23 protein-coding genes and 1 pseudogene are annotated in these 22,768 nt (G+C 53.7%); 2 read left to right on the forward strand and 22 right to left on the reverse strand.

Annotated features, from left to right (window positions below):
- Window positions 1-39 precede the first annotated feature (39 nt).
- From ABEV74_RS05630 to ABEV74_RS05650, 5 genes and pseudogenes are all read right to left on the reverse strand, one after another.
- The gene (locus ABEV74_RS05630; protein WP_430144157.1) at window positions 40-1,689 is read right to left on the reverse strand and encodes an AarF/UbiB family protein; all 1,650 of its coding nucleotides are present in this window, start codon (window positions 1,687-1,689) and stop codon (window positions 40-42) included.
- Window positions 1,690-1,702: 13 nt separating this feature from the next.
- Window positions 1,703-2,005, reverse strand: coding sequence for a phasin family protein (locus tag ABEV74_RS05635; protein ID WP_430144160.1), 303 nt, complete (start codon window positions 2,003-2,005; stop codon window positions 1,703-1,705).
- 179 nt (window positions 2,006-2,184) lie between these two features.
- Window positions 2,185-2,340 (reverse strand): annotated as a pseudogene (locus ABEV74_RS05640) (patatin-like phospholipase family protein); the annotation flags it as partial.
- 22 nt (window positions 2,341-2,362) lie between these two features.
- Complete coding sequence (locus ABEV74_RS05645) at window positions 2,363-2,974, reverse strand: sterol desaturase family protein (protein ID WP_430144164.1); 612 nt, start codon at window positions 2,972-2,974, stop codon at window positions 2,363-2,365.
- A gap of 72 nt (window positions 2,975-3,046) precedes the next feature.
- The gene (locus ABEV74_RS05650) at window positions 3,047-3,727 is read right to left on the reverse strand and encodes an Lrp/AsnC family transcriptional regulator (protein ID WP_430144167.1); all 681 of its coding nucleotides are present in this window, start codon (window positions 3,725-3,727) and stop codon (window positions 3,047-3,049) included.
- Between the two features lie 255 nt (window positions 3,728-3,982).
- Here ABEV74_RS05650 and ABEV74_RS05655 point away from each other — a divergent pair, with 255 nt between their 5' ends.
- Entirely contained in the window at window positions 3,983-4,933 is a 951-nt protein-coding gene (locus ABEV74_RS05655) for a beta-ketoacyl-ACP synthase III (RefSeq protein WP_430144170.1), read from the forward strand.
- Between the two features lie 198 nt (window positions 4,934-5,131).
- Here the strand turns inward: ABEV74_RS05655 and ABEV74_RS05660 are convergent, their stop codons facing one another.
- The 16 genes from ABEV74_RS05660 to ABEV74_RS05735 all read right to left on the reverse strand — a co-directional run bounded on the left by ABEV74_RS05660 (window position 5,132) and on the right by ABEV74_RS05735 (window position 20,470).
- The gene (locus tag ABEV74_RS05660) at window positions 5,132-6,031 is read right to left on the reverse strand and encodes an SDR family oxidoreductase (protein ID WP_430144173.1); all 900 of its coding nucleotides are present in this window, start codon (window positions 6,029-6,031) and stop codon (window positions 5,132-5,134) included.
- A 28-nt stretch (window positions 6,032-6,059) separates the two neighbouring features.
- Complete coding sequence (locus tag ABEV74_RS05665) at window positions 6,060-6,560, reverse strand: MFS transporter (protein WP_430144176.1); 501 nt, start codon at window positions 6,558-6,560, stop codon at window positions 6,060-6,062.
- A 44-nt stretch (window positions 6,561-6,604) separates the two neighbouring features.
- Window positions 6,605-6,979 (reverse strand): DUF779 domain-containing protein, encoded by a 375-nt coding sequence (locus ABEV74_RS05670; protein WP_062497013.1) that lies wholly within the window; start codon window positions 6,977-6,979, stop codon window positions 6,605-6,607.
- A 19-nt stretch (window positions 6,980-6,998) separates the two neighbouring features.
- A complete protein-coding gene (gene adh, locus ABEV74_RS05675) occupies window positions 6,999-8,519 on the reverse strand; it encodes an aldehyde dehydrogenase (protein ID WP_430144179.1) in 1,521 nt (506 codons plus the stop codon).
- Between the two features lie 415 nt (window positions 8,520-8,934).
- The gene (locus ABEV74_RS05680; protein WP_430144182.1) at window positions 8,935-9,582 is read right to left on the reverse strand and encodes a GNAT family N-acetyltransferase; all 648 of its coding nucleotides are present in this window, start codon (window positions 9,580-9,582) and stop codon (window positions 8,935-8,937) included.
- 201 nt (window positions 9,583-9,783) lie between these two features.
- Window positions 9,784-11,388: a gamma-glutamyltransferase family protein gene (locus ABEV74_RS05685; protein WP_430144185.1), complete on the reverse strand. Its 1,605-nt coding sequence runs from the start codon at window positions 11,386-11,388 to the stop codon at window positions 9,784-9,786.
- Window positions 11,389-11,429: 41 nt separating this feature from the next.
- Entirely contained in the window at window positions 11,430-12,563 is a 1,134-nt protein-coding gene (locus tag ABEV74_RS05690) for an LLM class flavin-dependent oxidoreductase (RefSeq protein ID WP_430144187.1), read from the reverse strand.
- Window positions 12,560-13,363, reverse strand: a complete 804-nt coding sequence (locus ABEV74_RS05695) for an alpha/beta fold hydrolase (protein ID WP_430144190.1) — start codon at window positions 13,361-13,363, stop codon at window positions 12,560-12,562. The genes ABEV74_RS05690 and ABEV74_RS05695 overlap by 4 nt, the downstream gene beginning before the upstream one ends.
- A 215-nt stretch (window positions 13,364-13,578) precedes the next feature.
- A complete protein-coding gene (locus ABEV74_RS05700; RefSeq protein ID WP_430144193.1) occupies window positions 13,579-13,719 on the reverse strand; it encodes a hypothetical protein in 141 nt (46 codons plus the stop codon).
- A complete protein-coding gene (locus ABEV74_RS05705; protein WP_430144196.1) occupies window positions 13,692-14,084 on the reverse strand; it encodes an ATP-binding cassette domain-containing protein in 393 nt (130 codons plus the stop codon). The genes ABEV74_RS05700 and ABEV74_RS05705 overlap by 28 nt, the downstream gene beginning before the upstream one ends.
- Before the next feature lie 45 nt (window positions 14,085-14,129).
- Entirely contained in the window at window positions 14,130-14,900 is a 771-nt protein-coding gene (locus ABEV74_RS05710) for an ABC transporter permease (RefSeq protein WP_062493863.1), read from the reverse strand.
- A gap of 32 nt (window positions 14,901-14,932) precedes the next feature.
- On the reverse strand, window positions 14,933-15,913 hold the full coding sequence (locus ABEV74_RS05715) for a zinc-binding dehydrogenase (protein WP_430144199.1): 981 nt from the start codon (window positions 15,911-15,913) through the stop codon (window positions 14,933-14,935).
- A gap of 19 nt (window positions 15,914-15,932) precedes the next feature.
- Window positions 15,933-17,474 carry a class I adenylate-forming enzyme family protein gene (locus ABEV74_RS05720; protein WP_430144202.1) on the reverse strand — a complete coding sequence of 514 codons (1,542 nt, stop codon included), beginning with the start codon at window positions 17,472-17,474 and terminating at the stop codon, window positions 15,933-15,935.
- Between the two features lie 7 nt (window positions 17,475-17,481).
- Window positions 17,482-18,327, reverse strand: coding sequence for a VOC family protein (locus ABEV74_RS05725; RefSeq protein WP_430144205.1), 846 nt, complete (start codon window positions 18,325-18,327; stop codon window positions 17,482-17,484).
- Window positions 18,324-18,770, reverse strand: a complete 447-nt coding sequence (locus tag ABEV74_RS05730) for a PaaI family thioesterase (protein ID WP_062493872.1) — start codon at window positions 18,768-18,770, stop codon at window positions 18,324-18,326. Before ABEV74_RS05730 ends, ABEV74_RS05725 begins: the two co-directional genes overlap by 4 nt.
- A gap of 461 nt (window positions 18,771-19,231) precedes the next feature.
- Window positions 19,232-20,470, reverse strand: coding sequence for an MFS transporter (locus ABEV74_RS05735; protein ID WP_430144208.1), 1,239 nt, complete (start codon window positions 20,468-20,470; stop codon window positions 19,232-19,234).
- Between the two features lie 150 nt (window positions 20,471-20,620).
- Between ABEV74_RS05735 and ABEV74_RS05740 the strand changes: the two genes are divergently transcribed.
- The gene (locus tag ABEV74_RS05740) at window positions 20,621-21,514 is read left to right on the forward strand and encodes a DUF559 domain-containing protein (protein WP_430144211.1); all 894 of its coding nucleotides are present in this window, start codon (window positions 20,621-20,623) and stop codon (window positions 21,512-21,514) included.
- A gap of 805 nt (window positions 21,515-22,319) precedes the next feature.
- On the opposite strand, the gene ABEV74_RS05745 is transcribed toward ABEV74_RS05740, so the two are convergent.
- Window positions 22,320-22,721: a VOC family protein gene (locus ABEV74_RS05745; RefSeq protein ID WP_430144214.1), complete on the reverse strand. Its 402-nt coding sequence runs from the start codon at window positions 22,719-22,721 to the stop codon at window positions 22,320-22,322.
- Between the last annotated feature and the right edge of the window lie 47 nt (window positions 22,722-22,768).

Genomic DNA, 22,768 nt, shown 5'->3' on the forward strand with positions numbered 1-22,768 from the left:
AAAACTATTCAAAAAAAATATTCAGGTGATGCAGCCCGGCTAAAAACGGCCGGAACGAAAGATGGCGAAGATGAGCCACATAAACAAGAGCAGGGCGATGACAAAACCGATCTCGATGACAGGAATCCGCCATATGAAGGTTTGCGAATCGCTCAGGGCGGCGCCGATAATCAGGCCGACCATGACGATGCTGAGCGATAGCAGCACAATGCTGAACGACAGCCGATTGCTGATGCGATCCATTTTTTTCATCAAGGCTTCCAGCTGAGGAACCTCAACTTCTACCCGCACCTGTCCTTTCCGCATCAGCGAAGACAATTGCTTCAAGCCTAACGGGACTTCTCGCAACAGATCCATATATTCAGGCACATCCTCCATCCATGTCTTCAGCATTTGGATGGGACTCAACCGTTCCAAAAACAGCTTCTTCCCAAACGGCTCGGCCACATCGAAGACGCTGAATGTCGGATCCAGTGCCGACACCACCCCCTCCATCGTCAAAAGCGATTTCCCGAGCAAAGTCAATTCCGTCGGAATTCGAATCCGGTGGCGGAACGCCACGGAAAACAAATCCTGGACGGCTTCTCCCAGACTGACCTGGTTTAACGGCACCTTATAATATTTTTCGCGCATTTCGTCTACATCTGCATACAGCAATTCTTTGTTCATATCTTCCGGGACAACGCCCATATTGGAAATGGCACGGATCACCCCTTTGGAGCTTTGATTCCGCAAGGCGATGACAAATGACGCAAAATGCTTCTTCATCTCGGGCGTCAACCGCCCCACCATGCCGAAGTCCAGCAAGACAAGGCTGCCGTCCTGAAGCGCCAGCACATTGCCCGGGTGAGGATCGCCGTGGAAGAAACCTTCGACCAGAACCTGATGAAAGATGGTCTCGGCAAAACGCTCCGCAAGCAATCTGCGATCCAGTCCGGCCCGATCAAGCTGTTCCTGGTCGGATAGCTTAATCCCTTCTATGTATCCCATAGTCAGTACTCGTCTTGTGCAGTAATCCCAATAAACCGTCGGCACGCGGACATGTTTCCATGTTTTGCATTGGTGCGCGAACCTTTCGGCATTCCGCGCTTCGGTCATATAGTCCAATTCCGCGCGCAGCGCTTTTCCGAGTTCGTCCACTATGTCGCGGAGCCGGTAATTTCGCGCCCACTCCAATCGATTTTCGGCCAATCTTGCCCAATCGGTCAGAATGTCCAGATCGGTTTCGATCAGCGCTTGAATATCCGGACGCTGCACTTTGACGGCGACGGCGGTTCCATCCTTTAATACGGCGCGATAGACCTGCCCGATGGAGGCAGCCGCAAGGGGAGTTTCAGAAAACTGCAGAAACAGATTTTCGATGGGCTCCCCCAGTTCCTGTTCAATGATTCGGGATGCTTCCCGATAAGAGAACGCAGGCACGTTGTCCTGGAGACGCTCCAGTTCCGACAAGATAGAGGGCGGAATCAAGTCGGGACGCGTGCTGGCGATTTGCCCCAGCTTGATAAAGGTCGGACCCAATTCCTCCAGCAGCAGACGAATCCGCTCGCCAAGTTCTTCGCTCCGAATAAACGGAAACTTCTCGGTCAGTCCCATTTCATGAAAGACGTATCCGAGTCCGTTGCGCGCAAAAGCCGAGGCGATCGTCCGGTACCGCTGCAGCTGTCGAATCCGTTTTCCGGCGCTCATCGGTCTCCTCCCGTCAGTTCTCGGTATGGTCTTTCCGTTCCAAAGCATCCAATCGCCGTTCGAGCCGTGCGATGTCTTCCTGGGTAGCCAACCGCATTTCGCTCAGAATGGCGTTTACGCGTTCCCTCGCCATCGCCTCGATTTGCCGCCGCGCCTCTTCTCCCTTCTGGATCAGTTCCTCCACCAAAGCTTTGGATTCGGTCCGGCTTACCTCGCCTTTTTTCACTAATTCACCAACCGTTTTCTCGATCTGTTCCTTGCCTGCGCTTACAATGCCCAAACCGAGCGAAATGATTTTTTCGATCGTGTCTTTCATATCGTTCACAGCTCCTTTTTATCCATTTATTCTTGATTGTTGCGCAATTTGCAGCTTCAACTCATCGATGATGCGTTCAGCCGCTTCCTCGCCCGCTGCGATACATTCCTGCCATTTCGTAAAATCAAATGCCGGAATATGTCCGACTTCAGGCCGAATGACAACATCGGCAAGCCGAGAACACCCGCCGCGTACAACCCGCCGATGGCGCCGCCCATGCTGGTACCCGCGATGCGGTCAATGGGGATCCGGTGTCTTTCAAACACCTTTAGCACACCGAGATGCGCAAGCCCTCTGACCGCGCCTCCGCCTAATACGAGGCCAACTTTCCCCATGATAAGCTCCTCTAAACCAAATTCACTTTACGTCATGGACAGTCGACGAACTTCCCGTTTCCGTGCCCGCTTTCCTTGCCGCTCGATCCTGTTCCTTGTCGGTTCCCATCACATAATCCAGGACAGGGTGAGACACGCCGTACCAAGCGTATTCGTCTTTAAAATGATGCAGCAAATGTTTCTTTTTCATCCACCTCCCCCAGGCTGTCCGGGGAACAACCGGACGATGCGCCGCATAATGCATCCTTTGATAATAGAGCTGAAACAGAAGCGTGCCGGTAACGACAGCTACAACGACGGAAAACTGGCGAAAAATGAGCCAAACCAGAGGAATGTAAACGGCGTAAATCAAAACGTCATAGTGAACCGGACTGAATAAATATTTCAGCTCCTGCGGATGTTTATGATGCTCGACATGTCCCCGGTACAACGCGGGCATCAGCCTGGGAAACTCATGCAGCACATACCGGTGCACGACGTACTCGGCAACGGCATAAACGAGCGCGCCCAAGGCGAGCGCAAGAATCGTGACAAAGCCGTCAAAATAAAGGCAAGTCAGCGTCACGCCAAGCAGGCTCGATCCGGCAACAAAACGAATGAGGTTGCTGGAAAAAAATTCGCGATAGTGGGACATCGAGTATGCTCCTTTCGCGATAAAATTCATATATTCCACACAAAAGACCCAAAAACAAAGCGAACGAGAGGCTTACGTTGCGAAGCTTCTCTCAAGAAAATCGGCCAGCATATCTTTTTCCTCACGGGAAAGATCCGAAATCGATTTCAGAAGCTTGGAAACAAGCTCCGTAATCTCATGGCCCAAATCTTCGTTCAACGTTTGGATCGCCGTTCCCATCACGGTGCCGATAAACATCGTCATACCCGACTCTTTGCTCGGCGCCTTGCGGACGATATGATGAATCAAAGACTCGGTCTTGCCTCCGAGCTTTTTCAGATACACCAGCAGCAAGCCGATCATATACGCGCAAAAATGAATGCGTGTGTTCATTTTTACAATTTCGTCGATCATTTTCCGAAGGGCCTCGTTCAGACCGGTGTTCTTCAAATCCTTGAGCAGCTTCGAAATATTCGCAACCGTCTTGTTCCAATCCGTCAGATCGAACGCTTCGCTTCGAGGTTGGTTGAAAAGCTCCGAAGCTTTGGACGTCGGAATGAACACCACCTGGGATCTCCCGGTTTCTTTCGAATTGACTTCATAGCTTCGGGAAATAAAGCCCAGCTTTTCGATTTCCTTCAGCATGTCATAAGCCGTCCATTTGCTGACGCCGATCGATTTGGCCAACGCTTCGTAATGGATGGGCAAATTCGTTTTCTGGTATAAATCCATTAACTTGTGCAAAAACTGGAGACGTCGTTTCGTAAGCGCCACGGCAACACCTTCTTCCCTTCGCATTCGCAACGATGATGTATGTTTTTGGGTTTTTTGTGATTAGTATCGTAGCATCGAAATCGCATAAAGTCAAGAATGAAATGCGGCCTATTCCAAACGGCTTCCTCTTCCTGGTTAACATATTTTCTTTTAAAACGACCTGTTATATATTACAGTCTGTAGGTTTTTTCTGGGTCTTTTTGGTTTTTTTGTTTTTGGGTCTTTTGTGTGTTATGAATGTATGGAGGGATTGTCATGTCTTTCAATTTCGATCGGAATGGGGTCGCCATTACAGGGGCGGGCTTTTGTGTGCCGCCATCCCTGTTAACCAATGATGATTTATCCAAGACACTAGAAACTTCCGATGAATGGATCAGCAAGCGAACAGGCATTCGCCAGCGCTATATCGCCGGCGAGCCGATGGCTACATCCGATCTGGCAGCCAAAGCGGCTGCCGCTGCTTTAAGCCGTGCCCGATTGTCGCCCGAAGAAATCGACCTCGTTATTGTGGCGACTTCGACGCCGGATTACGCTTTTCCGTCCACGGCCATGCTGGTCAAGCAGAAGTTGGATATCCGCGCGCCTGCCTTCGATCTGTCGGCCGCCTGCTCGGGTTTTGTCTATGCCCTCTCGGTCGGCAGTCAAATGATCCGTTCCGGCGCCTACAACAACGTCATGGTGATCGGCGCAGACTTGATGTCGAAACTCATCGACTGGCAGGACCGGAGCACCGCCGTGCTGTTCGGAGACGGGGCAGGCGCCGTCGTGCTGCAATCCCGGCCCGGCGCACTTCCGTGCTTTTCCCTGCTGGGTTCGGAAGACGGCGGGGCGGAACTGCTCCAAGCGCCGGTCACAGGTCCCATTTCCATGCAAGGCCGAGAAGTTTTCAAGTTCGGCGTTCGCAATGTCGAGACGTTGCTGCGGAAAGCGCTGACCGAGTTGAGCTTGAATATCGATGACATCGCATTGATCATTCCGCATCAAGCCAATATCCGGATTATCGAGCATGCCGCCGAAAAGGCGAACATTCCGATCGATAAATTCTTTGTAAACATTGATAAATACGGCAATACTTCAGCGGCTTCCATTCCGATCGCGCTCACGGAAGCGATGGACCAAAACCGTCTCCGTTCCGGGGACCTTGTCATCCTGATCGGTTTTGGCGCCGGATTGAACTGGGGCGTTCAGGTTATCCGGATAGCCTGAAGCATTTCGTTCCGGATATACGCCGCCATGTCCGCAATGCGCCAGGAACCGGTGAAAAGCGGGTACGTCTCGTACCTCCAGGCCGTCCGTTCGCAACTGGCGCAGCTGCGGAGTTTATTCCTCCTCATAAAAAATCATGTGCGGTTTATCTTCTTTATAATAATCTAACCGGGACTTCAAATTCAGCCCGGGCATCGATCACGTTACGATCGAGCCCCCGTTTACGAACATAATTTGACCTGATATGTAGGATGAATCGTCGGAAGCCAGCAGCACGTAAGCCGGCGCCAATTCAAACGGTTGTCCCGGCCGTCTCAACGGCACTTCCGTTCCGAAGGTTTTCACCTCTTCCGCTGTAAAGGCGGACGGGATGAGCGGCGTCCAGGTCGGTCCGGGCGCCACCGCGTTTACGCGAATCCCGTGTTTGGCCAGCGACAGCGACAACGAACGGGTAAACGATACGATGGCCCCTTTCGTCGCCGTATAATCGATCATATTCCCCATTCCGGAAAAAGCGGTATCCGAAGTCGTGTTGATGATGGAACTCCCGGCGGACATATGAGGCAACGCGGCTTTGGTCATATCGAAAAAAGAAATAATATTGGTTTGGAACGTATTCATCAGCTGTTCTCTCGTAATGTCCATAATACTGTTCTGATGAAACTGCACGCCGTGATTATTCACCAGGATGTCGATCCGTCCGAAGGTTTTAACCGTGGTCTCGACAACGTAGCGGCAAGCATCTTCCTCCCTCAAATCCGCAGCAATGGGCAGACAGCTTCGGCCAAGCTTGCCGATCATTTGCTTCGTTTCGGCCGCGTCCCGGTGTTCGTCGAGATACGGAATAACCAGATCGGCCCCTTCCTTGGCAAAAGCTATGGCCACTGCCCGCCCGATCCCGCTATCCCCGCCCGTCACGATCGCCACTTTATTTTTCAACTTCCCGCTTCCCGTATAACCCGGATTGTCGGATATCGGCCGGGGATTCATCAAATATTCGAACCCCGGATGCCGGTTCTGATGCTGCGGAGGAAAGACGACCGGAACATTGGTGCATTGCTGCTCCCAACCGATATAAGGATACATCGGATATGCCATTGTTCATTCTCCTTCCGAGACTGCAATGTCATAACCTATTGTATTTTCGGCCGAAATCAAACATGCCGCCACGGATGGTATTGAACGGTGGAATTGAAATTGACCAGCAGACCTCCCGCCGCCGTTCCCACAAATGGGAAATCGAAGTGTTGAAACTGAGTACGAGGTTGGCCGATTGGGGCGCCGACTGGATAAAGTAGGCCTGAACAGCCGGAGTGTTCATAAACACCGTAAACATCCACACCAGGATCAGCGCCAGTCCAGCAAAGAGCGCGGCGGTAAACGCGGGAAGCAGCGTAAGCGAAATGGCGGCGATGGCCGCGGTCGAAGATATGGTTCGAATCGTCCCCCATTTATCCGTACCGTAGCGCCGATCAACAAACGGCGCTGAAAGAAATGGAGAAATGGGTGCAAAAATGGGGAGCTTCGCGTGAACAATGCGAAAAAGCCAACAACTTATCTTAAAGAGTTGCTGGCTTATGATATACTGACAGCTACTAACCGGCGATTCTACCACCATCCACCGCAAGTGATTGCCCCGTTATTTACAGCGAAATCGATGTTTTCTGCCTGCTACATCAGTCCAAGCGTTTGCATTTCCTCCTGCGTGAACACCCGCGAACGGGTCAGAAACCGTTTACCCTCCGGTCCCTCGAGCGAAAACATTCCGCCTCTGCCGGGCACAACATCGATAATGAGCTGGGTATATTTCCAGTACTCGTATTGCGCCTTGCTCATATAAAACGGCGCGCCTCCAATCTCGCCCATCAGTACGTCGCTGTCTCCAACCAGAAATTCGCCGAGCGGATAACACATCGGCGAACTGCCATCGCAACAGCCACCGGATTGATGAAACATGACCGGACCATGCTTCGCTCGCACTACGCGGATGAGCTCCAGCGCGGCGTCGGTCGCCACCACTTTGGGTACGGCAAGGTTCTTATCCATCTTGCTCATGCCCCGCAATTTAGAAGAAGCCGAGAGCGTTCTGACTGTAGCTGACCAGCAAGTTTTTCGTTTGCTGGTAATGGGCCAGCATCATTTTGTGGTTCTCGCGTCCGACGCCGGACATTTTGTAGCCGCCAAATGCTGCGTGCGCAGGATAGGCATGATAACAGTTCGTCCAGATACGTCCGGCCTCGATTTGACGACCTACACGGTAAGCCGTATTCGCATCTCGGGTCCACACGCCGGCTCCAAGACCATAGAGCGTATCGTTCGCAATCGCCAGTGCTTCTTCTTGTGTCTTGAACGTGGTGACAGCTACGACCGGACCAAATATTTCTTCCTGAAAGACGCGCATTTTGTTGTTGCCGAGGAGTACCGTCGGCTGAATGTAATACCCATCGGCGATATCGCCACCCAGTTCGGCTCTGGCGCCGCCGGCCAGCACTTGCGCGCCTTCCTGCTTGCCAATGTCGATGTAGCTAAGGATTTTTTCCATCTGTTCTGTCGACACTTGCGCTCCGATCATCGTCGACGGATCAAGCGGATTTCCTTGTTTAATCGCGGCAACGCGTTTCAGCGCACGCTCCATGAACTCGTCGTAAATCGACTCTTGGATCAACGCCCGGGACGGACACGTACACACTTCACCCTGGTTCAGCGCGAACATAACGAAACCTTCAAGCGCTTTATCCAGGAAAGCATCGTCTTCGCGGAGCACGTCTTCAAAGAAAAGGTTCGGCGATTTTCCACCCAGTTCCAGGGTCACCGGGATCAAATTTTGCGATGCATACTGCATGATCAGACGGCCCGTGGTCGTTTCGCCGGTAAAGGCGATCTTCGCGATCCGGCTGCTCGAAGCGAGCGGCTTGCCAGCCTCGAGCCCAAAACCGTTGACAATGTTGACAACGCCGGGCGGCAGCAAGTCTTCGATCAGCTCCATTAAAACGAGAATGGTGGACGGCGTCTGCTCCGCCGGCTTCAAAACGACGCAGTTTCCGGCAGCCAACGCGGGCGCCAGCTTCCAGGTAGCCATCAAGAGCGGGAAATTCCACGGGATAATCTGACCCACAACGCCGAGCGGCTCATGGAAATGGTATGCGACCGTATCGTCGTCGATAATGCTGATCGATCCTTCCTGCGCCCGTACCGCTCCGGCGAAATAGCGGAAATGGTCAATCGCGAGCGGCAGATCGGCGTTCAGCGTTTCGCGAATTGGCTTGCCGTTTTCCCACGTCTCGGCGACGGCCAGCAATTCCAGATTGGCTTCAATGCGGTCGGCGATCTTGTTCAAAATATTGGCGCGCTCGGCAGGAGACGTGCGGCCCCAGGCCGTTTTGGCATCATGCGCAGCATCAAGCGCAAACTCGATGTCTTTCGCATTGGAGCGGGGAACTTCGCAGAACACCCTGTTGTTCACCGGGGAGACGTTTTCAAAATATTCCCCGTCAATCGGCGGAACCCACCTTCCTCCAATATAGTTCTCATACCGGTGTTTGAATACAACTTTCGACCCCGGTTGACCTGGTGACGCGTACACCATGAAATACCTCCTTCGTTTTTTAAAATAGTGCCAGCATTCTTTGCCTGTACCATAAATATGGTCCCGGACCGGCTTTCATGCCAGGAACATAAACAGAAGGAGGCGTCATAATGAACTTATTAGCTCGCTATAAATAGGGCGAGAAAGGCTCGAGTTGTGCGACTGGCGCAATCCCGGCAGGCCGCCTCATGGCAGGTTAAACGCGTGAATGAGCGCATCGCTTCATTGAGGCTCAAGCGCGCGGCGCCTCGCCCTTCTCGATCCAATCCTCGTAGGCCGGGCCCATCATATCGGGCACCCGCAGTACCGTCATTTGGCCGCGATGATGAATGGTGTTGGGCCGTCATTCGTCTGCCCGCCCGAAGCATCCACAAAATGGACAGCATGTTCGTCGATTTGGACATTTCCGCCTCCCTTATCTTTCGGTCCACGTTGTTCGGACGTATCCGATTTTCATTCCGATCCGTTCCATATTCCGATGACTTTGCGATAAAAAAGCACATTGGCTTACAGCCAGTCTGCAATGGCGATGCGCGGCTTCCGCGATTCTTCTTTTCAACAGCATTTGATGCAATCCCTGATTTCGAAACTCCGGCAATGTTGCGGCAAATGTCAAGGAAGCGATGCCATCCTTCCTATATATGACCGCCACCGCCGCCGGTTCGTCATTCATGTAAGCGATAAAAAACTTCCAGCCGGGCCGGTTGTACAACACTTCGTTATTCGCCGCGACATAGGGGATTCCATCGTCCGATAATCCGGTGCCTCTGCAATGAATAGTCGCATAGAGCTGAAATTGATCTTCCCGAAGCTCTTCAATTCTGATCTGTTCCCGGTCGTCGTCTTGGAATTCTGTCGGTTCGATATAGAGGGAAGTATGGAATCCGGACTGATAAAATCCGCGATCCGACAAGCGCTGCAGCACTTGCTGATCTGCCAACGAGGGGACGATTTCAAACTGGGCTTTCCGGTCTCTCGTGCGGTAAAAATCGATGATCCGGTCCATGTATTCGATATCGGTGCTTGTTATTCCTTTGACCGTATTGAAGGTGGCCCATGGCATAGTCCTGCTGTATAAACATAAGGCATTTCCGAACCGCTCGATTTCAATTCCTTCGGGATTATGAGGTCTGCTCCGAATAGCTGTCATGCGATCAAGCATGTAATCGGCTTCCGACGAAGCGATTTCTTGAATCCGCTGATGGGATGGAAGGGAGAAAATCATAGTTCACCTCGTTATCGATCTATTGCGGGCGAAACGCGTTTACCACGCGGCGACCTGTCCGTCTGTCCGGGGTTCCGTGCCGCCCACAAGCACCCCGTTCTCCAGTCTCCATATGATCTGTCCGCGTCCGAACGTCGTGGAATTCAACGCCCATTGGGCGTCATGGCCTCTGCGAGCCAACGCTTGCACGAGATGGGCCGGCGTCTGATGCTCGAACTCCACCGTCTTGCCCTTCAACCATTGCCACCTTGGCGCATCAAGAGCGGCCTGCGGATTCAGGCCGAAATCCAGCAGGTTCATCACCACCTGCACATGCCCTTGCGGCTGCATGAACCCGCCCATCACGCCAAAAGGACCAACAGGACGATCCTTATGGGTAATGAAACCCGGAATGATCGTATGGTAAGGCTTTTTGCCCGGCTCCAGTCGATTGGCGTGCGACGGATCAAGGGAGAAGTTGTGACCGCGGTTATGCAGCGCGATGCCCGTACCCGGCACCACCAGTCCCGAACCGAATCCCATGTAATTGCTCTGAATGAACGAAACCATATGACCGTCCGCATCGGCCGTGCACAAGTAGACGGTCCCTCCTTGCGGGGGCTCGCCCGGCGCGGGCTCCAGGGCGCTGCGTCCGATCAGCCGTCTCCGTTGTTCCGCATAAGAGTCGGACAGCAATGCCTGAATCGGTACATGCGACCGGGCCGGATCGGCGATATACTTCTGCCCGTCCGCAAATGCCAATTTCATCGCTTCCAGCTGCTTGTGATACGTGTCCACCGTGTCTCTTTCGGCAAAGTCGAAGCCCTTCAAGATGTTCAGCGCGATAAGGGTAACGAGCCCTTGCCCGTTCGGAGGGATTTCCCAAATGTCATACCCGCGGTAATTGACGCTGATCGGTTCGACCCATTCCGGCCGGAACGCTTCCAGATCCTCTTTGCGCAAAAAGCCTCCGTATTGTCGCGACAAACGGTCGATTCGCTCGGCCAGCTCGCCGCGATAGAAAGCTTCCGCATTCGTCTCGGCGATGGACGTAAGCGTTTTGGCATGATCCGGCAAGCGGAACAACTCGCCGATCTTCGGTACGTTGCCGTTATGCGTGAACGTATGGAACCATTCGTGAAACGGTTCGCCGACCAGCCCGGTTTTGAAAATTTCGTATGCCCGCCCCCAGTAGTTTCCCGCTGAAATCGGATAGCCTCGATCGGCGTACTCGATAGCGGGAGCCAACACCTCTGTGAGCGGCAGCTTGCCGAAACGTCTGGAAAGCTCGGCCCATGCGGCCGGTGTGCCCGGAACCGTCACCGGTATCCAGCCGTATTTGGGGATTACGTTCACTCCCGCCCGTTTCAGCGCCTCAATCGAGAGGTTGCGGGGAGCGGGGCCGCTCGAATTAAGCCCATGCAGTTTGCCCTTGTACCACACCAAGGCAAAGGCATCGCCGCCGATCCCGTTGGAGCCCGGTTCGACCACGGTTAGAGCGGCGGCCGTGGCAATCGCCGCATCGATGGCGTTTCCGCCTTTTCGCAATATCGCAAGTCCGGCTTGAGCCGCGAGCGGCTGCGAAGTGGCGACCATGCCGCGGTTCGCATATACGGGGGTTCTTCGGGAGGGATACGGGTAGTACTGGGAATCGTGATTCCTCATGGCCTTCAACTCCCTTGCATGAACTAGAGAAACTAGAGAAACTAGTGATTGCGCACGTGGGGCAGCACTTTTTCCTGAAACAATTGCAACCCTTTGACCACATCTTCGTGCGGAATTTTGGCGATTTTGAAATTGAGGCTGAATATGCCTGCGCCCAGTTCCTTGCGCAAAAACTTGATCTGCTCGACTACCGTCTCGGGCGAACCGCAAATCAGAGTATGATTGCGTATTCTGTCGTCAAAGCTCATCTCGCCCGCTTTGGCTTGAACCTCGTTGAACCGGCCCTTTTGCGGCTGACTGTCTCGGCTGTTGTCATATTTCGATTTTTGCAGGATGAGCTGGCCGGCTTCGTGCTGGGCTTTGGACAACACATGGTAAAAATAGTTTTCGCCGGCTTCCAGCAATTCGCGGGCTTTTTTATCCGTCTCCGCAATGCAGGCATGAAAACCGACGAGAACATGCTCCGGCGTCGGTTCCCATCCTTCAGCCCGGGCGGTGTCCACATAGGCCTGGATATTCCGTTTCGCATCGTCGATTGACTTTACCCGAATAATGCCGATCATCGCCCGTTTTTTGGCCGCGTATTTGGCGGATTCGATGCTTCCGCCCGAAAGGAGAATGTTGGGATGGGGCTGCTGCATCGGACGCGGCCAAATCGATACCGCACGGTACTGATAATACTTGCCTTCCCAAGCGAACGGTTCGGGTTCGGTCCAGCATTTGACAATGAGATCACAGGCTTCTTTGAACCGTTCCCACGATTCGTCTGGAGGAATGCTGTAAGCCATATACTCATGCGGAATACCGCGCATCAATCCGGCAATCAGCCGTCCGCCGCTCATCACGTCCAGCATAGCATATTCTTCGGCTACGCGAACAGGGTTGAGCAGCGGGACCAGGTTGCCCAGTACGGCCAGTTTCGCATGTTGCGTCCGGTAACTCAACGCGCCGGCAATGAGATTCGGGTTCGCCATCAGACTGTATGGACTCATGTGATGCTCGTTCACGGCAAGGAAGTCGAAGCCGCACTGCTCTGCCAGAACGATTTCCTTCAAATACGTATCGTACAATTCGTGACCGAGTCCGGGATTAAATTGTTTATTGGGCGCCGGCCAGCCGGTCGGTGAATCGTTAGCGTCCAAATACGGCATCAAATGGAAGAATAAAAATTTCATATCTGCTCGTCTTCTTTCCGTGGAATCAGAAACAGTTCTCCATAAGTGAAAAAATCTTTCACCACGCGAACGAACCGTTCGGGCTGATCTACTTCAATCTGATGGGCGGCATCATAAATGTAGAAAAGATAAGAGGTCCGGATTTTCGCTTTCAGCATCCGCAAGCCTTCTGCCGGAATGATGCCGTCCTCCGTACCGGCCAAAATCAGAGTCGGCATCGAAATTTCGCCCGATCGCGACAACAACTCCTCGTCCAGCGAGACGGATTCATGGTAGAAGTGAACCATTTCCCTGTTCCTTTTTTTGACGGACGCCGGTTTTTCCGATAGCGCGGCACGTTCCGGATAGGCAAACATTTTCCGCCGAATGGTTTCCGGATCGCCGACGAGACCGCCCTGGCCGTTTGGACGAAAGCCTGCGGGGGCTTCTAAAACCAAGCGGCCGACGATTTCCGGATGCAGCACCGAAAGCCACGCCGCAACCCAACCGCCGAAGGAATGGCCGATCACGTCCACCTGCCTTTGTTCCCCCAGCGCATGAACGACGAACTGCGCGGACAGGCGGGCCAAATCCTGCATCGAGCGGATATGCTCTAAGACCGGGGTGTCATCAAAGCCGGGGAAAACCGGAATGAGCACGCGATACGATTCCGCGAGCTTCTCCAAGGCGGTATTTACACTTACGCCTCCCGCGCTGTGCAAATACAAAACGGGACTGCCCTGGCCGGATTCCCAATATTCCATAACGCCGGAAGGCAATGAAACTTGTTTCTGCGTAAAAGTGCCGGCTTGCGCTGTCATCGATCGACGGTCTTCTTTTCCTGTCTATAAATGATATTCCGGTTCGGCCTGCTTTTTGTTTTCGTAGATGGCCGCATAAATGTCGTTTTGAATTTTCAGCAAACCCGCGTCACCGCGTTCCCTCGGTCGCTGATGCGAAATGTTGAAAATTTGCTTCAACTTCCCGGGTCTCGGAGACAGGAGAACGACCCGGTCGCCCAGGAAAACGGCTTCGTTCACATCATGGGTGACAAACACAACGGTTTTCTTCTCCGCCTCCAAATGTTCAGCAGATCGTTCTGGAGCTGCAGCCGGGTCAGATGATCGACCGCGCCGAACGGCTCATCCATCAGCAGGACGTCCGGACGGTTGGCCAAAGCCCTTCCAGCCCGGCACGCTGCTTCATCCCTCCGGAAAGCTGGTGAGGATATTTGTGCTCGAAGCCGTCCAGTCCGACCATGGTCAAATATTTCTGCACCGTGTTCTTTCTGTCGGCCTTTTTCACCCCGCGAATTTCCAATCCTAATTCGACATTTTCAAACACCGTACGCCAAGGATACAAAGAGGGGTCCTGGAATACGACCCCCAATCTTCCGGGTTCCAGCTTCGGCTGCCCGTCTTCCTGCGCCCCTTCCGCCGCCGTCGTTTGTTTGCCGCCCGAGCAGCTCGCAAGCAGGCTCGCGAATACGAAAAGCAGCATGACAAGCAAGAGGGCTTGTCCGGTTTTTCCGCTCTTTTTCATGGCATTAACCACCCAGTCTGCAAAATTTAACGTTCCGAAGGTTCCTCAGGACGATTTCCATCTCAGAAACACTTTTTTCTCGAGCAAATTGATAAACGCGATAATCAGAATCGAAACGACGGTCACGACGGTGATGAGCGCAAAGACCCGGGCCGTGTCGTAAAGCGATGTCGATTGGACCAGCATGTTGCCGAGCCCTTCTTTGGAGGCCAGCATCTCCCCGAACAAAGCGCCGATCAGGCCGGACCCGGCCGAAACCCGCAATCCGGCGAAAATCGAAGGTACGGCCGACGGCAAGATCACTTTGGTGACGGTCTGATAGGATGTGGCCTCGAATACGCGCGCGACTTTGAGATAATTTTCCGACGTCTGCTTGATGCCTGCTACGGTGTTGTAAATAATCGGGAAGATGCAGAACAAGAACACGACCGCCACTTTATGAACGAGGCCGATTCCGAGCCACAACGTCAGCAGCGGAACGATCGTCACTTTAGGGATGGCCATCAGCGCGGACAGGAACGGATTAAAGAATTGTTCCGCTCTGGACACCAGCACCAGAAACAGCCCGATTCCAAATCCCGAGACGACCGACAGGCCAAACCCCAGCGCGAATTCCAACAGCGTGACATACAGATTTCGGAATGTTTCGCTTTGCTGGAGCAGCTTGACCAGTTCCTGGACCACCTGAGTCGGCGCAGAGAGGTAGAGTCTGCCGACGATGCCCTTTTGAACCACAACCTCTACCGTTCCGAGAAACAGCACCAGCAAGAGTATTTGTCCGGCAACGATTCTCCACAATATTCCACGCTCACTCATGCTTGCGACTCCTTGATTTTTGATAGATTCGATTACGGTTTCAGGATCAGTTTTCCGAAAATCTCCCGCTGTTCCATCAAACGATGAGCTTCGCGCGCTTCTTCCAGCGGAAGGACGCGATCGATGACCGGCTTCAATCTGCCGCTTCTGACCCAATCGAGCAACGTAAGCAGATCGCTGCGCTCCCAGCTGGTGGAGCCGATGATCGTAATTTCGCGTTTCCAGACATAGCGGAGGTCGGTTACCGCTTCGAACCCGGTCGTCGCTCCGCAGGTCAGGATGCGTCCGCCTTTTTTGCATGCGAGAATGCTTTTCGGCCAGGTTTCTTTACCGGAATAATCGACGATGACGTCAGCCCCTTGTTTGCCGGTAATATGCCATGTTTCATGGGAAAAGTTCACCTTGTTGTAGTTGATCAAATAGTCGGCGCCCAGCGCTTTCAATTTCTCCAGCTTCTCGTCCGATCCGGCGGCGGCGATGACCGTGGCGCCTATCGATTTGGCGATGAGCACGGCCGCATTGCCTACTCCTCCGCTTGCTCCCAGGATGAGTATCGTTTCGCCCGCCTGCAGCTTTCCGCGCGTAACGAGCATTCGCAACGCCGTACCGTAGGCGATCGGAAGGGCAACCGCATCCTCGTCGGAAATATCGTCCGGCAAAGGAATGCAGTTGCCGGCCGGCACTTTCACATATTCCGCCAACCCGCCTTGCAGATCTTCGCCCAACGCTCCGAATTTCGGGATTTTCGGGTCGATGAGCACCCTTTGTCCGACTTGTACTTCCGTGACGCCCTCTCCCAACTCGGCGACAATCCCGACCACGTCTCCGCCCGAAATATGGGGCAGCTTCAATTGTCTGCCCGGAATACCGCGACGGACAAAGATGTCAAGATGGTTGAGCGCGCAAGCTTTGACCTGAATGAGCACTTCTCCCGCTTGCGGTTCCGGCTTCGGATATTCGCCGATAACAACGTTGTTCAAATCTCCATTCTCTACAATCAGAGCTGCTTTCATAGAAGAAGATACCCCTTTCTCAATTTGCGTTTGCATCGTTTTCGTTCAACAAACTTGTTAATTTGGTCCGGTCAACCTTGCCCGTACCCGTCAACGGCAGCTCGTCCAGGAAGTAAACTTCGCGCGGATACGCATAGGCGGCTCCGTGCTGAAAGAAGTAGTCTTGGACGTCTTTCGCAGATAATTCCGAATCTTCAGTCGGAACGACGAAAGCGACAGGAACCTGACCTTTAACCGGATGCGCCCTGGCGATGACACAGACATTCGCGATGTTCGGGTGCTTCAATAACAGGTTCTGAATTTCTTTCGGGTAGGCTTTTTCACCTCCAATGTTGATCATGTCGTCCTTCCGTCCGGCGATATAGGCGTATCCTTCCTCGTCCAGGCGAACCAGGTCCCCTGTCTTGAGCCAACCGTCCGGCGTAAACCGGCTGGCATTGACTTCCGGAAGGTTCCAGTATCCTTTGGCGACCCCCGGGCTTTTCACCCAAAGCTCTCCCACCTGGCCCGGCGGCAAATCTTCGCCGTCTTCCCCTACGACCCGCACCTGGCAACCCGGAAGCGGGTGTCCCGGAGACCCTTGCCGGTTATGCGCGCCTCTGGAACTGGAGAATACGACCGGACCGCCTTCGGTTAATCCGTAACTTTCCAGAATGTCCACGCGCAAATTCCTCTCCAATTCCTGCACCAGCTCGAGAGGAACCTCCGACGAACCGCAAAGAATGAACCGCAGCGAAGACAAATCGTAATGAGGATTTTCCTTGTAATAGGCCAGAATCATCTGGTACATGGCCGGGACGCCCGTCATAAACGTGCAGCCGTGCGTTTGCACCGATTCCAGAATGTTTTTCGGATCGACACCCGGCAATAGGACGATCGAGGCGCCGGCCCGCAAGCTCATCTGGATGTTCACCATCGCATTGGCATGATACAGCGGCACCGCGATCAGCGCCCGGTCTTCGTGGCTGACTTTGCGCACCGTCCGCAGCGCTTCGGAAATCCAGTACTGCCCTCCGTGGGTCAGCATGCAGCCCTTCGGTTTTCCGGTCGAACCCGACGTATAAGGAAGGTAGCATACGTCTTCCGCTTGCACTTCCGCCACAGCCAGCCCGGCAGGCTGATCGGCAAGCAGCTCGTCATACGAATGAGCGGGAAACAAGGAGGTGCTGCCCGCCCCGATATAGTGCTTGAGCAGTCCGGCTTCGTACAGGCGGGATTTCTTTTCCTCGAACGAGGCATGAAAGACGATCGCGTCCGCGCCGCAGTCTCGTATGATGTAAGCCAAATGGTCGTCGCCGAGCTTGACATTGACCGGAACGGGGATGGCCCCGATTCGCATAATTCCGAAAATGATTTCAATAAAACGCAAGTCGTTGCCGAAGAAGACGGCGACCCGGTCTCCTCGTTTCACCCCGAAGGACTTAAAGAGATTGCCGGCCTTGTTCATTCTGTCGTTCAATTCGGCGTAAGTCCAAGTTTGTTCCCCGGAGATGAGTGCTGCCTTGTCGGGATGGAGCCGGACAGCCTGATCGATCAGCAATCCGAAATTGGACGCCTTCATGTCAATGTCACCTTTCCCCTTGCATCTGTATGCTTTTCTTTGTGCGCCTTATATGTTGAATCGGTAACGTCCGCCGAGAAGATGCGCTTCCTCTCGCTTCAAGCCTCCCGATAAACCGACCATAAACGGGCCTTCCCCGCGTTCCGCCAGCGCGTCGGATACGATTCCGGCGCCTGCCGGCTTGCAAAACTTCAGATTCCCGCCGTGCAGCTTCAGCGTCCGGCACGGCTTGAATGGATTCGTCCGTCACGACGTCACCCAAAGCAAGGCCGAACCACCGCGACCAATCCGCCGCCGTTTGGAAATCGAGAACGGCGAGAGCGACGTAGGAAAGCTCGACGATACCTGACGGATGAGGGGAAATGACATTCCGTTTCGCGAGGTCATGTCTTCGTTCCTCATCGTTCTCCTCCCACTGAATGAGGAAGGGCAGCGGAAACCGCTGATCCGGATGCGCCAAGTACAGCTGCTGCCATCGAACGGAGCTTCCGTCCGGCCTTTTGCGGTGGCCCTGCACCGGCCCGATCACCTCGAATCCCTGTTTCGCGTAACGTTCGGCATCCTCTTCGATCCGGTTGGTCCGAATGGCGAGACGGACAAAACCTTCGGCGTAGGAAGCATTGGCGATCGTATGAAGCAAGCTGTGAGGTGTCCGGTTCCGATCCGCCAGCTGCTTGTCAAAGACGCCGATCAGCTCGATGTAGCTTAAATCGAAGTAACACAGGGCATTGTAGGTCCCCCGTTGTTCATGCCGTCCGCCTTCGACTGCATGGAGTCCGGTCTGGCGCAACAGACGGATCGCTTCATTCGGCTCGCGAACGTAATGAATGAGATGATCGAATTCGAAGCTCATCCCTGTTTCCCCTCGCCCGGAGGAGATGATTTTCCGGCCGCCGCCGTACTGTACAGCCCCCGTCCGATGGCGATCGTTTTGCCTTCCGGGTTGGCGATGACAATATCGCTGATGCCTACCGATCGGCCGAGTTTAATGACATGAGCGGAAGCGATCAAATCCTCTCTGCCCCCGGCGGATAAATAATCGACCCGCATATTGATGGTCGGCAGTGCCGTACCCAATATCGCGGCAAATACGAAGTCTCCGGCAATGTCGATGAGCGAGGCGATGATGCCGCCATGAATATGTGTTCCGCTTGCCCCCGCCAAAAATTCTTCTTTGAAAGGCAGGCGCAGCGTTATCGTATTTTCCGAGATGCTTTCCACCGTAATATTTAAAAATCGATGAAAATTGGATTTGAGGAGCAATTCGGATAATTGATCTTTTGTCAAAACAGACACTGCTTTGCCCTCCTGTCGGGTATTTTCTTAAAAAAAATAAGGCCCCAATTCGGGTGATCGCGATCACCTAAATTGGGGCCTCCAGTATGTCTAGTCGGCCGCTAGATGCTTAATAATATAATTCCAATTGGAATAGTACTTTTAAATCATACCACAATATTTCTTATAGTCAATCCGTCATTTTTTGATAAACAACGTGTTTTTTCGTGAAATTTCGAGCCGTATTTCGTACAGCCTTCCCCATATACATAAATAAAGACTGTCGACACTTTCCGTCAACAGTCTGATTCGATACCTGTTAGTTATAGAACGATGGGCAAGCCGCTTATCTCTCGCAAAACACTTTGCAGCACTGGGAGTCCGCAAAATTCGCATTTACGGAGGCGAGCCGCACGATCTGCGCGGCATGTTGCGTAAGCTTAGTAGCCACGTGGAGATCATGTTGGCGATCTCGTCCCCCCTTATTCCTCTGCCTCTGCCTGTACCTGCGGAAGCGGACTTCCCGCTTTAATGAGCACTTTGTTGCCGAGCATGATCAAGCTTTGGATCACAAGCAGGACACCGGTCCCGATCAGCAGCCATTCGATTTCGATGACATCGGCTATCGGTCCGAACACCAGCATGCCGAGCGGCATCATGCTGCTTGTGATCATTCCGAACACGCCAAATACCCGGCCCAAATAATTTTCCTCCACCTTCTCCTGAAGCAAAACGGTAGACGGCGTGTTAAAGACCGGCATGGCAATGCCGATCATCCCCATCACGACGAGGTATAGCCAGAACACCGGGATAATGCCGAGCGCAAAGGTACAGACGCCCATCGCCAGATTCGCCAGCACCATCGTATAAACTCTGTTTTTGAAGCCGCCCCACGAAGCCATCATGACGCCTCCGGCCATCATGCCGATCGAGAACGTGATTTCAATGGCTGTCAGACGCCAGACATCGTTGCCGAAGCTGCGCGTCACTTGCAGCGGCGTCAGAAAGGCGACGGGAGCGGCCAGTATCATGAAAATGGCGACAAACAGAAAAAATGTTTTCACGTAATCGTGATTTTTAATATAGGCGAAGCCTTTCCGCATATCGTCGAAATAGCTGATCTCTTGCTTGTCTAGCGCCTTCGCATGAACTGGCGCCTTCAAAAACAGAAGCAGGATCGACACCGCAATGGCCGCCGTCACGACGTCGATGAAGAAGATGGTTTCGATCGGGGCCATCGTCATCAAAGCGCCGCTAAGCATCGGCGACGCCAGCATGACGAGCGATTGGAGGCTGCCGTATGTCGCGTTCGCTTTGGTCAGCTTGTCTCCCGGCACAAGCTGCGGCAGAAAAGCGCCGACCGCCGGCGTCTGAACGCCGGTCCCGAGCGCGCGGACCGCGGAGACGACAAAGAGCAGCCACAGCGCATCGTAACCGATAAGAAACAACATCGCCAAAATAAGCGTCGAGAGGGCAATTAAGGAGTCGGATATCATAATAAGCTTTTTCCGGTTGTAGCGGTCGGCCCATACCCCTGCGAAGGGGGAAAGAAAGAAGGTCGGCAGAAAGCCGCAAATAATGAAGATCGTCATCATAACGCCCGACTGCGTGTTTAAGGTGATATACCACATAATCGCGTACTGCACGAGCGACGACCCGAAGAGCGAAATCGTCTGGCTCGCGAGAAAGAGGGTAAGATTCTTTTTCCAATTTCGATACATATCCAACCTGCTTCTCCCCTTATCCGATTCGTTTCATCATTTCATGCGCCGTCTGCGGCTGCGAACATCTTTTCCATACAATTCCGGGTTTATACGTTATTGAACGCGGCTGCTCGGCTTGCCGCATAGCCGGACCGCTCGGCTTGCCGTATGGCCGGGTTGCTCGAATTGCCGCACGCCCCCGGACTGCTCTGCTCGCCGCATGGCAGGGCTGCTCGGATCACCCCACGGGCCCGAACTTCCCGGCCTAAAGAAAAAGATCGTCTGTGCGGGTTGTCCGGCGGGCAGTTTTCCAATATAATGGAAAAAGACGAAGCACGTCCCGATCCATTTTCGATATGGAGCCGGGACGTTTTTTATTTCCCGGAGGTGATCGTGGCGATGAATTTCGAGGACATGCATGCTCAGTGGATTCAATACCATTTACAGAAAAGGAAAGGAGAACGAAAAGGCCGTTTGGAACGGGGACATCAAACCGCGGAAAAATTGTTTTGCCACAATGTTTGGTGGCCTCTCCGCGGAAATTTCGACGATTTGCACCCGGAATATGAAGTGCTGGATTGGCGGGGGCATTCCTATTTTTGCGATTTCGTCTGGCTGACCCCGACGGTAAAGCTGGTCATTGAAATTAAAGGATTCGGACCTCATGTCCGCGATATGGACAGACAAAAATATTGCAACGAACTGAATCGGGAAACGTTTTTGTCAGCGATCGGGTTTCAAGTGATTTCATTTGCTTACGACGATGTTGCCCAGCGTCCCGATCTATGCATCACGCTTCTGCGCTTGGTGCTTAGCCGCTATCAGTTTTCCGCTCCCGATTTGAAAAGCGCGGCGGAGCGTGAAATCGTCCGTCTTGCCTACGCGCTGGCCCGTCCGCTGCGTCCGATCGATGTGGAAAAACATTTAGGTATTAATTATCGCACGTCCGTACGTGCCCTGCAATCGCTTTGCGGGAAAGGCGTATTCTCTCCTGTTACCGGAGCAGACGGGAAGTATGTCGTCCGTTACGTTCTGCAGCACAACGCGTTTCACGGATTATAGGAATCGCAGCTGGGCAGCCTTTGCTGCGAATGGCAGCGGTGCGCCGTGCGGGATTGCGGCAACCCCGGCGCAGGAGTCCGCGGCCGCACTGCGCGGTGCGGATCCGCGGCCACACCTGCGCTGCGGGGTCCGCGGCCGCATTGCGCGGTGCGGAAGTCCGCGGCCACATTGCGCGGTGCGGGGGCCGCAGCCGCACCTGCGCTGCGGAAGTTCGCAGCCACACCGCGGTGCGGGGTCCGCGGCCACACTGCGCGGTGCGGAAGTCCGCGGCCACATTGCGCGGTGCGGGGGCCGCAGCCGCACCTGCGCTGCGGGGTCCGCGGCCGCACCACGGTGCGGGTCCGCGGCCGCACCGCGGTGCGGGATCCGCGGCCACACTGCGCGGTGCGGGCAACCATGGTTGCAGGATTCCTGCATTTTTACATCATTTTTCCTTAGCCAAGCGCTTTTTTGATGAAATTCCTGTAAAAATACATCATTTTTACCCTGAACTACCAAAATATCGGCGGTGGCGAGCAAAAAAACTGTATAATCGCAGGAATTTCTCCGCCAGTGCTCGGTTTGCGCGTAAATTCCTGCACTTTTGCACCTTTCAAAAGCTCCATGAATACAAGCAATCACTGCGAAAGTTCCATGACCGCAAACAATCACCACGCAGTATGGCCGCGGACTTCCGCATCGCACAGTATGGCCGCGGACTTCCGCATCGCGCAGTATGGCCGCGGACTTCCGCACCGCGCAAGTCGCGACTCAAAAGAGAGTGTGTGCCTCAACTACCGGCGGGGCGAGTGCCTATCCGCGCATTTCATCCGTAATAACCGCTCCCTTTGGTAAAAGTTGCGATATACCAATGGTTGCCGAACGGGTCCACAATACCGCCGCTGCGCTCTCCATACGGCATGTCCGATGGTTCATAAAGCGTTTCGGCACCGGCGTCCAACGCCCGCTTGAAGCAATCATCCGTATTTTCGACAAATACATGCAGCGTATTGACGCGAGACGGAAATCGGTCATTCCCCTCCGAAATTTCAACGACCGAATCGCCGATACGAACTTCAGCGTGAGTGACGGTGCCGGTTTCATCCGTATGACGGTTCAGTTCCTCCGCATAAAACGCGGTTACGAGGAATTCGATCATTTGATCCGCATTGCTTACGATGAAGTAAGGCGTTACGCTTTGATACCCGACAGGCGCGAACTGTTTCATGGGTCGACCCTCCGGCTTATTCAAATTTCAGACTCGTTAATCATTGT

The sequence above is a fragment of the Paenibacillus cisolokensis genome, assembly GCF_050481165.1.
In the GTDB taxonomy this organism is placed as follows: Bacteria; Bacillota; Bacilli; order Paenibacillales; family Paenibacillaceae; genus Paenibacillus_AH; species Paenibacillus_AH cisolokensis.